Annotated in this window: 15 protein-coding genes; all 15 read right to left on the bottom strand. The window is 39.3% G+C overall.

Going from position 1 to position 13414, the window contains the following annotated elements:
• Positions 1-43: 43 nt before the first annotated feature.
• Positions 44-562, bottom strand: coding sequence for a type II secretion system F family protein (locus Q9R25_RS14750; protein ID WP_311283366.1), 519 nt, complete (start codon positions 560-562; stop codon positions 44-46).
• Between the two features lie 437 nt (positions 563-999).
• Positions 1000-2415, bottom strand: a complete 1416-nt coding sequence (locus Q9R25_RS14745; protein WP_311283365.1) for an ATPase, T2SS/T4P/T4SS family — start codon at positions 2413-2415, stop codon at positions 1000-1002.
• A gap of 3 nt (positions 2416-2418) precedes the next feature.
• On the bottom strand, positions 2419-3306 hold the full coding sequence (locus Q9R25_RS14740) for a hypothetical protein (protein WP_311283364.1): 888 nt from the start codon (positions 3304-3306) through the stop codon (positions 2419-2421).
• Positions 3303-4115: an RcpC/CpaB family pilus assembly protein gene (locus tag Q9R25_RS14735; protein WP_311283363.1), complete on the bottom strand. Its 813-nt coding sequence runs from the start codon at positions 4113-4115 to the stop codon at positions 3303-3305. Before Q9R25_RS14735 ends, Q9R25_RS14740 begins: the two co-directional genes overlap by 4 nt.
• A 14-nt stretch (positions 4116-4129) precedes the next feature.
• Positions 4130-4543 carry a DUF5411 family protein gene (locus Q9R25_RS14730; protein ID WP_311283362.1) on the bottom strand — a complete coding sequence of 138 codons (414 nt, stop codon included), beginning with the start codon at positions 4541-4543 and terminating at the stop codon, positions 4130-4132.
• Between the two features lie 7 nt (positions 4544-4550).
• Positions 4551-7073, bottom strand: coding sequence for a hypothetical protein (locus Q9R25_RS14725; protein ID WP_311283361.1), 2523 nt, complete (start codon positions 7071-7073; stop codon positions 4551-4553).
• 3 nt (positions 7074-7076) lie between these two features.
• Positions 7077-7976: a hypothetical protein gene (locus tag Q9R25_RS14720; RefSeq protein WP_311283360.1), complete on the bottom strand. Its 900-nt coding sequence runs from the start codon at positions 7974-7976 to the stop codon at positions 7077-7079.
• A gap of 534 nt (positions 7977-8510) precedes the next feature.
• Positions 8511-9743, bottom strand: coding sequence for a hypothetical protein (locus Q9R25_RS14715; RefSeq protein WP_311283358.1), 1233 nt, complete (start codon positions 9741-9743; stop codon positions 8511-8513).
• A complete protein-coding gene (locus Q9R25_RS14710) occupies positions 9718-10098 on the bottom strand; it encodes a hypothetical protein (protein ID WP_311283357.1) in 381 nt (126 codons plus the stop codon). The genes Q9R25_RS14715 and Q9R25_RS14710 overlap by 26 nt, the downstream gene beginning before the upstream one ends.
• 11 nt (positions 10099-10109) lie before the next feature.
• A complete protein-coding gene (locus Q9R25_RS14705) occupies positions 10110-10391 on the bottom strand; it encodes a single-stranded DNA-binding protein (protein WP_311283356.1) in 282 nt (93 codons plus the stop codon).
• Positions 10392-10472: 81 nt separating this feature from the next.
• Positions 10473-11003, bottom strand: coding sequence for a hypothetical protein (locus tag Q9R25_RS14700; RefSeq protein WP_311283355.1), 531 nt, complete (start codon positions 11001-11003; stop codon positions 10473-10475).
• A gap of 59 nt (positions 11004-11062) precedes the next feature.
• The gene (locus tag Q9R25_RS14695) at positions 11063-11281 is read right to left on the bottom strand and encodes a hypothetical protein (RefSeq protein WP_311283354.1); all 219 of its coding nucleotides are present in this window, start codon (positions 11279-11281) and stop codon (positions 11063-11065) included.
• Between the two features lie 436 nt (positions 11282-11717).
• Positions 11718-12083, bottom strand: a complete 366-nt coding sequence (locus tag Q9R25_RS14690; protein ID WP_311283352.1) for a hypothetical protein — start codon at positions 12081-12083, stop codon at positions 11718-11720.
• A gap of 72 nt (positions 12084-12155) precedes the next feature.
• Positions 12156-12899: a hypothetical protein gene (locus Q9R25_RS14685; RefSeq protein WP_311283350.1), complete on the bottom strand. Its 744-nt coding sequence runs from the start codon at positions 12897-12899 to the stop codon at positions 12156-12158.
• 18 nt (positions 12900-12917) lie between these two features.
• Positions 12918-13414 (bottom strand): hypothetical protein (locus tag Q9R25_RS14680; protein WP_311283349.1); only part of this gene is annotated, 497 nt, incomplete at its 5' end.

Genomic DNA, 13414 nt, shown 5'->3' with positions numbered 1-13414 from the left:
GTCTTTTGTGATAGTGTTTTAAGCATTTTTATTCTCTCCTTTTTTATGATGGTTCGGTTGGGTCGTATGTTTCAATTTTTGTTAGTTGGTAGTACACATACGCAATATAAAGTGTCACTAAGAACAAAACGATGTTGACAACTGGATTCGTAACAAGAAGTTCGTAATTTTCAAAAGAGACAATGATGAAGATGAATGGAGACGTGTAAATCATGATGACAAATAGTTTCCAGTCTTTAAATTTTCTTCGGAAATCTCTTGCTAGTTCGTTACGATAGATTGCTTTCTCTTCCATTTGTTCGACCACTTCACGAAGTTCTGTTGTGTCAGGACTACCTGAATCCTCAAGGGCTTGTAGTTGGTCATGGAACAACTGAACCACTTGGAAAGGATACTTTTGATTGACTGAATAAAATGCTTGTGAAATCGTCTTCCCTTCACTCAATAATAAATACGCTTGTTCGATATCGTCTTTGAGTGGGTTATCAAGACTCGGAAGAATAGATGCAAGAGCATTTTTGACATTTCCAAACGTTCCATATGCTGTTGTGAAAGATGACATATAAATACTCAACAATTGATCTGTGTCTCGTAAGTAATCTCGTTTAAAAGTGTGCAATTTAATATTTGTAGTGAGTACCCCAAGGATAAGTGATAAAGGAATGAGATACTGAAAAGCCCTGAAATAAACGAAGAAGGAAAGAATCCCAATCAATGTTCCTGCCAAAAAATAAGTGACATAAATTTTTTTCGTATAATCAGCGTTGTATTCGGTTGCTTTTTCCATGACGAAGGAAGGTACAAAATAGTTGAGAAAAGGGTACTTTCTTCGCATGGTTGATTTTTCTTCCACTTCATCACGCAAAATTTTCGAGAGTCGTTTTCTTCGAGAAGATGATTCAAAGTCGATGAATCTCAAGATGATGAAATAGGCTAAAGCCCCGATCAAGAACAAGCCGAACATAGTGAACCAGTCTACTTCGATTCCACTCAAAAAGTTCACATTGCCACCGCCTTGTAAGGACTCAATTCGGCTAATGGTGACATATCTGCATGATATTCTGACAGTTCATTCCAAAGTCGTTCTGACATTCGATCTTTGATTTCGTGTGTTCCAGTGAGTGGGTTATATTTGACTAACATATTTACTTGAGCTTCACCGTTCTTATATCCTGTGAACTCAACAATTTCATTTACCTTACGAACTCTACCGAAACGTTTAATATGAATACCGATTCTAAAACCATCTTCTGACGTGATACGTTTTCCGTAGGTTTCAGCATCTTGCATTTTTCCTTCTTGACACAAGTCGATGAAACGGTCTACCGAACCTTTTGCTGATTTTGAATGTAGGGTTGTATTGACGATATGACCTGTCGTGACAGCTTTCAAAACAGATAATGCTTCACCACCACGAGACTCTTGAAGATTAATATAATCAGGATTTTGTCGCATGGCGTTTCGTAAGTGATAGTCATAACCATATTCCGTTTTAATCTCACCCTTTTGTTCTCGATTCTGCCACATCTTAATATTGAACTTATCATCAGGGTATAACTCGTCAAGGTAAGATTCAGGTGTATCTTCAATCATGATAATGGTCGATTTTGGTTTGGAGTATCTTGTGAAATAACGGAGAAGTTCAGTTTTACCTGTTCCTGTTTCTCCACTGATTAAATGAGATTGGATCGGGAACGTCATCTTCAAAATGTCGTAACCCAATTGACTCACGAAAGCCGTCTCTGCAATATATTCTTTGTTAAGTCTTAGACTTCTTGAAATTAGACGCATTTGAAGATTTGGATTTTTACTTAAATCTTGACCGACCACGTTGACACGAATACTAGGGAAAATGGCATCAAAACTCGGTGTCCCATACGTGTAAACTTTGTCACTCGCAAATGCAAGCCGAAGCAATAATTCTTCATACGCCTGTTCACTATCGAATTTTAAATCAAGTTTGTATTGACCTTCGTAGATATCATCCACCCAAATATTGCCGTAGCCATTTACAGATATATCTGTAATCGTCGGACTCTTCCGCAAAGACTCAAGAACGTCTAGTCCGACAATCTTATCTATGATATTCGTGACAACTTGATTCAACTTTCGGTCTTTTAGTTCATTTTTATACTCTTCCGTGAACTCGTTACTTGAAACAATCCTTGTCACTTCTTGTCTTAATTTTTCACGTTTCGAATCATCCCCGAAAGCATCACGAATCAACTCTTTGTATTGGTCAGTTTTTAATTCATCACGTACTCTATCAATGATTTTTGTGTCCAGTGAGTTCCCGACACGACTTTTCGTTTGGTTATTAAGTTGAGAGTTGTTCAAGAAGAACAAGTTCCCCATATCAAGATGATTCTTTTTCCGACTTTCCAAAGGGGTATGTCTTGGTATGATGTTTCTCATGACTTAACCTCTCCCGTTGAATAGTTTTTTGATCATGGATTGACCTTCATTCATGGTTAATTGAATATTGATACCTAAGTCTAAAATCATTCGTTCCAACGATTTACGAATTAACGGTGAATCTGACTCCATTGATAATTCTCGTTGTTGTCGTTCCATGTCGAAAGGAATAATATAATCGGTTTCTAAAAGTTCTCGATAGTCCGATTCAGGGATTTCATCACTAGCCATGTTAAGAATATTCACCCATTTCCCTTCAAGATCTTTGCTTTGTTCGAAGAGGAATTTTTTTCTTTTCTTATGAATCATTTGTCTTGTAACTGAAGGTGTCGTGACAGAAAGTACATGATGACTATGTTTCATCATTTCGAACGTGAAAACATGGTCTATATCTTGTGGTAATTTACATACGATGAAGTCATAAGGCAAGAGTTTTAGTGCATCTGTGAACCGTTCTATATAATCAACCACATAGTCTTCAAGCGTTAGTTCACCATTTGCCTCATTGCTTTCGAATAGTTCTACAAGGTTGGGAACATCTTTATCTGTCAGTTCCATTGGATAAATCAAGAACGATAGTTCTTCTTCAAGTCCTGAATATTTATTTTTTTCTTTACGCTCTGCGTTATCAATGATGTCTTTTTTAGCAAGGACGTATTTTTGAATATCGTTGAAATGTCCTTTAACGGTCTGATTCAGATAAGAGTTAATGTTTTTTTCTTCGGTTTGGATAAGCAGCGACTGAGCGATGGCAGGAATTGCATCATCTAATTCTACATACAGGACACTGTAATCTTGTTCAGCAAGTCGATTGGCAAAAGCCAATGAGACTGTCCGTAAACCTTGTGATTCAGCACTTGCATAGAAGGAAATTATCTTTTGATTGTTCATTCTTCGTTCTCCCCCTCTTCGTTTTGTTGGTATGTCCCTTCGATGAATTGAAGCACTTCTTCATTCGTTAATTGTTCTTCATCCTTAGAGACTGAATAGGCTTCACTTGTTGCAACGGGTACAACATCCCCAACAAGTTTTGCTTTGTTCAACAGTTCATTTAGTTCTTGTGGTACTGCAAAAATATAGATCGAAGCCAATGATGGTTGGTTTGACGAACTCGCATTTTCTTCTTCTTCTTCTTTACCTTCTGTTTGGAAGACGTTTGATGCTTGGTTATCCTTTACAGACACGACTCGGACATTAGTTGCAAGTTTGCCATAAAGAACTTTTTTATCATCCGTTGTTGAGTTGTCTTTTTTAGAACGGAAATAAAGATCAACTTTTGTATTTGGAATGATGCTGTTCCCTAAAGAAGTTTCGAGGTCTACCAATAAAGGCAATGCAACTTCATCTTTTTGTAAGTTCAAAATAGCACTGTCAGGAAGGTTCTCTTTTTTAAGAATTTTTTCATCGTACATGAATGAATTTTTAGGTACTCCATAACCCGTTACCGTCCACTTGCCGATAACTTTATTTGGATCAGTGATGGCATTTGGCGGAACAGCTTTGCTTGAGACTTCCCTTGTGGAAATCATGTCTGCTGTGATTTCAGTACGAGGTGGAATCTCTTGTTTGGCATATACGATTTGTACAGGGTCAATTTCAGCACTGATTTTGAGTTGAGTGTAAGAGACAATACCTAAAATCAAGGCAAGTGCCAATAAGATGGCTATTGTCTTTTTTTGCCGTTCTTTTTTTCGTTTCATCGTGTTTCTCCTTATCATCTAGTTATTTTTTTTGCTTCGATTATATAAACGTTACGACTTCTTGTTATGGTGTCCTCTACGTTCGTAAAGTTCGTATGTCCTTCATAAGTCGTATAAGCATCACTCGCAATAATCGGCTTCTCATTAAGGTAGTAGAGATTAATATATCTCTCCCCACCTCTGAATCCGACTGAATCAGCATAATTTCGCACAAATGCTTCTCTAGCAATTTGAGGATCAATCGTAACTTCCTCATTCACTCTTAGATGCCCCATATTCACTGACTCATTGAGCGTGTTACGTGTTGCACTGTCAAGCGATACTTTATTGTCGGTCGCAACAATAGTCGCTTCGTCATAAGCGAAGACGAATGTTATGAAAAGCATCGCAAGTAGCATGACACCACCTGCCATAAAAAATTTCGCCATTATCTGTTCACTTCTTTCTCGGGATTGCTACGTTGTCAAAAAGAGATTTTCCTTTTTTCAACGGATTGTTTTTTGCATAGTTTTGGATTTCCACGATTTTGTCGTAAGTGAGATAAAACGTGTCTTGATAACTTCCAGTCATATCGAACGGATTGTCCGCCCAATTGTTGTACCAAGTTTTCATAGACTCAATTTCGTTGACGCTTGAAAGCATATTCCAACCTACACCATTAGGAAACGGTTCATTAGGTGATAAAGGGCGTTGATAGAAATCGTCATTTCCGTCCAAATCGTTGATTGGTGTACCTTCAACGTTGACTTCACCCGACACGCAAGTTGTCATGTTGTTGACTCCTGCTCCAGTTGCCACCGTATCAAATCCTAGCGTTCCATTCGGATAATTGAATGGGATGTAGAATTTCGTCCCACCATTGATTAACGTGTCAGCCATATTACGATTCGGATGAACTGACGATACTGAATCAAAAACATTCCCACTAAATTTTTCGAGATAGACAGTCGGAAGTTTAAATGTTGCAGCGTTTATTTTTTGTAGATTTGCTTCAAATCCACTAACCGTAATATCTCCGTATGTCATTCCGACACGGTTCGGGTATGGAAGGTAAGAAGACAACGTTGGGAAGTATGATTTAACAGCTTTCGTTCCAGTTGCCGTTGATTCAGGATCATCATTGGTATAGATCGAAGACACTGTAAAATCAAATCCATATCCTGCTCTACGGAAAAGGTGATTTGTAGGGATTGATAATGTTGTCTCAATACGTTCTCCGTAAGTGACTTCACCAGTCTGACTATTATTGATTGTCCGAACTGTTCCCGATACTTCGGATGTTTCACCTAGAGGTGAACACATTCTAGCACTTTCGTTTGTAGCGACATAAATAGGCGTTTCAATTACATTGTTATCGTATGTTTCCTCTGTAACTCCGTGATAAGAATATCGTCCTGCGTTGATGTCTCCTTGTACATCCCCATCCCTCGGTAATAGCCATTCGATAGTAGCGTAACTGAACTCATTCTCATAAAGAGAAATGGTCTTGAATCCGACTCTTTCAGTACCAAATTTAACGGTATAACTGGTTGTTACTTTTTCTAATGCTGTCTCCTTCCCGACCAAGGTATCGTATTCGTTCTGATAATGTCCGATCTCGACAGTGAGTGAGTTGATACTACATTCAAGGTTTGCAATCTTTTGTAAGACTGGTTCCATTTGACCTGCAATCTGTGTTGCTTTTTCATTGTCATCATCTTTAATCGCTTGATCGTATTGTTTACTTAAACTACTATATGTGGCTTTTTCTTGTGCCAACTTACTTTCTTGACTCGCTTTTAATGACTTACGATAAGTCAGGTCATCTTGAATATCAGCTTTAGCTTTGTCTCGTTCTTCTTTGTAGGATTTTCGGAAGAACGTTACTTTGGTTTGTGTCATTGTATTCGCTTCTACAGTCTTCCCATCGATTTCCCTAGCTTCGAAATCAAATTTGTATTCGTATCGTGGTTCGGGAGTCACTGGTGCTTTACACATCCCATCAGGTTTTTCAGGCTTGCTCGGTGGGGGTGGGGGCGGTTCCGTTGGCGTATATTTCAATCTCGCCTGAGTTCCTGCCGTAGCGAAATAAACACTGTTCGCCCATCGCTTTGAATTGCCATCTTCGGGTGATTTCAATCCATACCATATCGTCGTTTGCGTTTCTTCTTGGTCGATCAAAGGATAAAGACGGTTCTTCGTGAAGTAATATGCTCCTATCACATTAGCAGGTTGTCTTGGGTAAGTTCTTCGAATGACAGGATAATCTTCTGTACGCAATAGGTTCGCATCCCCTCCCGAACGAAGACTTATCTGACCTTTATTCCAATTTTTATTCGAGAAACTAAAAGGCGTTTTAAGTGTTGTGTAAACAATCCAATTGTCTACCTTTTTAACAATGAACAAAGCCCATTCTGCTTCTTCATTTGCATCAGGAAACAGTTCTTTAATCGGTAGGTAGGAAGAAAATCCAACATCGTCATAACGCATATTACAAGTTAGATTGTTTTTCTTTGTGGTTGTTACAGGACACTCTTTCCATACTCCTGCCCCTTGGTTGTTGTACTCAAGGTCTTCTGTGGCAGACAGCCCTCCGAAAGAATCGGCTCGATACACCTTAGTCGATCCGACATTATTTTTTCCTGCGACTTTCTTTGCGACAATGTATGTTTGGTTATTGGAAGAAGTATGTCTTTTGTAACCGAACAATACTGCCCATCCTGTAAAGTTCAAATATTGTAAGTTCCCTTTACCGAAATCTCGACTGGTGATCCGAAACCCACCGTTTATATACTTTTCGTTATAAACGTCATATGCGATACGCTTACCAGTCTCCATTTCAAAATCATTCGATCCGAAATTTTTACTCCATCCACCTCGGACAGAAGACGGTACATCATACGGACTAGCAAAAACGCTCAAATCAGTCATGGTTACTAAAACGAGTAGCAACATCGTTGTTGCGATACGTTTCTTCATGGCTTACAACTTCTTTCGAATGAAGAAATAAATACCACCACCGATTAACGCACTAGCAAGAGCGATTCCACCGAACAAAAATCCATTATTCGATTCTTTCTTTTCTCCTGCCGTCAAATCAGGTGCTTTTAATGTGACGATTTCTTCTTCTTCATCTTTCTTCTCTTCGTCTTTCTTCTCTTCGTCTTTCTTCTCTTCGTCTTTCTTCTCTTCGTCTTTCTTCTCTTCGTCTTTCTTCTCTTCGTCTTTTTTCACGTCATTTGTTTTGTCTTCTGATGACTCTTCACTTTTTGTTGTCTCTTCTTTTGAAGACAATTCTGTGTTTGTAGTTGATGCTTTGTTTCCATCAGTTGTTGTTTGATTCGTTGATGTTGATGTTTTAGGTGGTGTAGTAGTTGAAGGTTTTGTCTGTGTTGATGGAACAGTTGGCTTCGGTTCAGGTTTCGGTTCAGGTTTCGGCTCGGGTTTCGGTTCAGGTTTCGGCTCGGGTTTCGGTTCAGGTTTCGGCTCGGGTTTTGGTTCAGGTTTTGGCTTGGGCTTCGGCTCGGGCTTCGGTTCAGGCTTTGGCTCTGTATAATCGTTGACCGTGTAGAAAGTAATATCAGCGAAAGTGTATTTGCTGTTTGGCAACACGATTTCTTCGGTTTGTCCGTTCACGACTCGACCCGAATACATCCCGCCTGCAACGAAAATTTTGTCAGTTTTGTTGTAGTTTCCGAAGACCAAACCATTACATTCACCACTAGCTTGTGCGTCTTGTGTTTGGTGTTTACTTGCATAAATCGTCATCGTACAAGTCGTCCGATCCCCTGATGCACTTGCGAAGTTTGGCATCATCAATGTTCCTGTCAGTAGAGCCAAAAGACCCATCTTTTTAAACGTACGGTTTTTCGTATTTCTCATAATTTATCCCTCTTTTTTCATTTTTTATTTAATTGAAAAGTAAGATTAAGAACATCATCGATACGAAAATGAACGGTGCTTCGGGATGAACTTGTCTCCCTTTCCAATTCTTCTTGAATGTTCGGATCAACAACTCTCCAATCTGACTTACTAATAAATACAAGGCAAGTGTTGTCATGAATGTGTATAACGGATCAAATATTGAAACAAGATTCATGAACATGAAGAGATTGACCAACATCTTTACATCCCCTGCCCCAAAAGTCATTATCGGCAGATTCCGAACAAATATGAAGAAAACCAATGCTCCCAAACCACTAAACAGAACCTCATTAAATTGCCCCGTCCAACTAGATACCATCAATAATAAAATCGCTATCGGGTAGTGGAAGTAATTTTTTGTGATTTGATACTTCCAGTCATATATCACATTCAGCCCCATATACAGAACAAAGATATAGATTATATGTTCGGTAGTCATGACTACTCCTTTCCCGAAAAATGAACTTACCTGATATGGTAAGTCAAGGTAAATCATTTCATTATCCTACCAAGAAGTGTTTTTCGCTTACTTGGTAATTCTACTAAATCCTTTGGTAAAAATCTACTGATTATCGATAGGAAATTAGACTCAAACTGGTTTTTCATTGAGATATTTGTATCGTACAGTAGTTTTTCGTTTTGTAAGGCTTCGATGAAGGTTGGATATTCGATATATGGCAGCGTTGCAATCGGACGTTTAAATTCTTCGAAGAGTTGATTCCACACTCTCACGTCTTTTCCTTTGAAATCCTTCATCATGACCAGTTCATAGTTGTTCCCGATATTCTCTTTCAAATGCTTCATCGCTTTATATTCGGGTGTCGGTAATTCCGTTCCGCTTTCCTTGTAATTCAAGACTGTATATTCAAACTTGATTGGATCGGGTTCGATTGCCACCAACACAAGGCTTGCTAATCGCATCAGCTTTTGAATTTCGGGGTCACGCCATCTGTCTGAAATGTCGAGGATGACGATGTTACTTGCCGTTGCATGGGTGAGCATGAGCAAATGATGATACTCAAATTCATTCAGGCTAGGCACACTCGAATCAATGACGTGCCAATTGACTCCGTGTTTTCGGAAAGGTGTTTCATGGAGACTCCCCATGTCGTCTTGTTTAACGTGCCGACTTAAATCAAAATACGTTTCTGTTTCCGTATGAACTTGAAGATAATCATACATATACGGCTTGATTAAAGGATGCTCGACATAGGAGACGGATAACCCTCTCTCTCCTACCATACGAGCAAGGTTTGTCGCTAGAATGGTAGACCCTGCCGAACGTGTCAACGAGCCTACAACGATGATTTTGAACGGGATGCTCTCATACTGTTTGACGATTTCTTTTCGTTCGATTTCTTTCTCTTTGTAGATGATTCGTTCTTTTTTGATACTCTCGTCCACTTCATCTTGAAGTTCATCCTCTGTCGGTTCTTCGATGCCGAAGTGTTCAATCAAGTAAAATTCAAACTCTTGAAGGTTTCCATCAAAGATGAAGATTCTCTTTTCTTTGTCTTCCAACATGGAAAGATACGATTCGCTTCCTTCCATGTCTTTGTGGACGATATAGAGTTCGCTGTTCGAAAACTCTATGCTGTCTTCGAGTTCTTTCATTGAGGTACAGGGTAACAATTCCGTTTCAGGAATCCGATTGATTGTGTTAATCTTTCGTCTGAAAAGATTGAAGAGGGCTTCACTCTTAACGACTGCCGTTATCTTCAACACTCACACTCTCCTTCCGTTCCTCTTTCTTTTCATCGAGGAAGAGATTGAATACTTGTTCGAACAATTCAACTTTCTTCTCGCTCGGGATCGATCCCATGAACATTTCGAGGTCTGAAAAATAATTAAGTTCCCCATCTTCTTTTTGAGTGACAATAGGTTCATTCGTGTTCAAGAACGAATCGACTAAAATCTTTTGCATTTTGCTTACATCACCACCTGTTAATTCAGCATTCTTTTTGGCTACCGCCCAAATTTGTGATTGGATGCTTACCATTTCTTCTTTCACATCAGCAAACACCATTTTCTCGATCACTTTATCGACTTTCCCGTTCACTAATTCCTTAAATTCAACCATAGCTTTATCTCCTATCCTAAAAGTTGGATGACTTTAAATTTCAACGCCTTGTCTCCACTGGTGGACTCATGATTAATGACTTCCAGTTGCAACGTCAACGTTGCACCCTTCGTCTTCTCGTCAGTAATCTCTTTCGCTTCGTCTCCGAAAGCGACACAAGGAATGCGAACACTCCCTGACTGCCCGTTCAGATATAAAGTGAAATTGAGGAAAGGTACACCTGCTGTCGAGAATCGAAGTTCGGGATCGTGACCCAAATTCCCTTTCATGACCGTATGTTGGTAACTCGACAATCGTTTCACATCCCTTCAATGCCCTAATTCGATTATACACCCTATTGTAATAAATTACATTAAAAAATGTAATAAATAATATCAAATGACATTTTCTTGTTTTTTAGGACTTGCGAATACCATTGGCTTCAAATTTCTCGATTGGATTTTTTGGAAGTATTTTTCGAGATATGAATCCGTGATTCGTGCAGGAATGGCATCCATCCGTTCCAACAAGATATTCTCCACACTCCATACTTTTCGTGTGAGGTAAGCGTAATTTTCTACGGATGCTTCTAACGTATCATTCATGATTTCGATAGCTGTTTCATTATTCTCGGCTTTCGCTTGTCGATGAAACTCTTTCGCATTCATCATCATGTCGTAAGAGGAAGAACGTTCTTTTCGTCCTAACTGTAATAAGACGAGCAATTCATAAGTTCCCATCCCCATGAGTTCTCTTGTCGATTTATACATATGTTCAATAGAAACAAACGGTTTCACGGTGACTTTCTTACGTTCCCCATTCTGCATGATTTCGGTCGCTGCCAAATCCATCTCACAAAACTCACAATGATCCATCCCGTTTTTTACCGTCACTTCTGTTCCACAATACATACAAGTCGATTTCATGGTTATGTACCTCCGTTGTTTTTAATTATAAGGAGTGGTTTCCCACTCCCTTTTTCGGTTCAGTTCCCTAATGCTTTGAGCGCCTTTTCTACTAACCATCCTTCTGACGGCTGTTTCCCTTCGAACTTTTCAGATGCAATGACTGTTCGATTGGCAGGGCAGAAGACCCGATATTCGTCATTCTTGGTCGCAAAGTGAACGACTCCTGACTTCGTGCTAATCATGGCATATGCCCGACCACCTAATAATTTAGTAATTTGCGAGTAACGAGTTTTCATGCGATCCGACTCCTTTTGAGATATTATGTAACGCCTTAACCTTATATCATTATTATAGCACTCATATAGTATAATTACAATACTTATATGATAAAAAGTGTATCATTTTTATGTGTTCTCGGTTTATGTTTTTTGCCGTTCTCCCCTTGTTTGGGGGCGGATCGCTTGGTCGGGGGATATGGGGGTTGACCCCCAAAGGTGTTGAACTTTCATTTGCGTTTTCGGTCGGTAAACTTGTGCTGATCGAGCCGTAACCCGTTCACTTCCTCGTTTGGTTGCGTGGCTCGGCACAAGTGCCAACCTGACCGAAATTCAGAAAACACAAGGACTATGAGGGTGGAGATTTTCGAAGAAAATACGACCCGTTCCTTGTGTCGAAGAAAGCAGTCTTGAAATTAATAGAAATAGAAAAGCGAAAGGAAACCCTCTCGCTTCATCAGTCAATGTCATCTATCATGTATGCCGTATACGCTTGGATGAAATGTTCATCTTTCCGTTCACTGATCCACTTAACCACTGACTCTGAATAATCTTCCATGTCTCCAATCAACAAAGCATCGATCTCTCTAACAGAAAGGATTTCATCAAATACTATCTTTAAATCTTCATCGAATCCCTCTCGATAAATATCATCAAAATCGACAAGAATCTCGATATTATGACTATCTTTCACAATCAAAAAATCAAAAATATGTTCAAATCTTTCTGAATGAATCTCTGCCAAAAATAAAATTTGTGAAGCGAACGAAAGCTTGTCCTCACTACCTCTTACTATATACTTCGTTAACTTGTGTGCAATCATCTACGTTCCTCTCCTTTTTGATGTATTAATTTGTACTGACGACCATTCGAATGGTCGCCAGTACATCTGTTGTTACGATTCGTCCATCTTCAACGTGATTGCGTGAATGTCATGAACATCTTTGCGTGTGTTAGTCGAAACTCTCGTCTTGTCTAACATTTTCAGGAATGTATAAATCGCATTTCCTAAGTTCTTGCATTCACTTGTGATAAACACTCGACCGAACACGATCTTGTCGTTGTATCGAATCCGTAAGCTGTCATCATCTGTTACGAATGGTTTCAGTACCAATGTCGGCACTCGTTCAAAGTCGTTATCCGAAGCAGAATGAACTTCCTGTGCGAAGAATCGTGCATCCTCGAAATGACCGAATGCGGTTTCGGTACTCAACTCTTCGACCGACTTTCCTTCATTCGTGAACAACTGCCGTTTTCCATCGTTCGCATCCTTGACTGTCACCAATTCGAAGTTCTCGTTTGAACTTTGAGCGAGAAACCCGAAACTGGATGACTCGATGCGTTCTTTCCATTGTTTATAGCCGTTGTATAAGTGTGCATCGGGTAAATCATTCGGTTCATAACCTTCATTTTTCGAATAGCGAGCGACCATTTTTTCATCGATTCCTTCTAAAAACAGGATACAGTTCAGATGTTCATTCGATTGAAATTTATCGACTTGCCCGAAAATGTTATCAAGTGCGATGAACACATTCTGATTCGGGTCATAAGTCAGAAAACGTCCTAACGGAAGCCCTGTCTTTTCGATGTTCTGAATTTCCTCATGTTTCACGATTTCAATGTTTGTATAGATTTGCATGATAGGTAGACTCCTTTATTAGTTCGTTTGGTATGTCGCTAGTTTTTTTGCCTTTGCCAATTCTCTCTTTTCTTTTCGCTTTCTCTTTTCCATGTAGTTATCAAGAATCAGATACGCTTCGGTGCGATTTACTGCCCGAACGACTTTTCCTTGTTTGAGTTCGAAGAGGTGGTTGTAATGGTTATATTCGGTGTGGTACTCGAAATGATTCATTTCACTTTCTTCTCTCGAACAGTAGATGACAACATGATCTTCCTGTAACATCAAAATCCCTGAATAAGTGTCGTGCTTTAGCATCTCGTACACACCATAATATTCAATTTCTCTTACTTCTTTAGGAACGAGCGAATCGACCGTCTTGACAATGGTAGGAAACTGTTTCCTAATCATCGAAAGCAGTTCTGCATGTTGTTCTTTTCGTTCCTGTCGTTCTTCCGAAGTTTTTAAATGTAGTTTCTCGTACCTTCTCTTGAAGGTTTCAAGCAAGGCTTGTCTTGCTTTGTTCATGGTGTTTC

The sequence above is a fragment of the Exiguobacterium sp. BG5(2022) genome (assembly GCF_031844365.1).
GTDB lineage: Bacteria > Bacillota > Bacilli > Exiguobacteriales > Exiguobacteriaceae > Exiguobacterium > Exiguobacterium profundum.
This window is presented reverse-complemented; position numbering and strand designations above follow the sequence as displayed.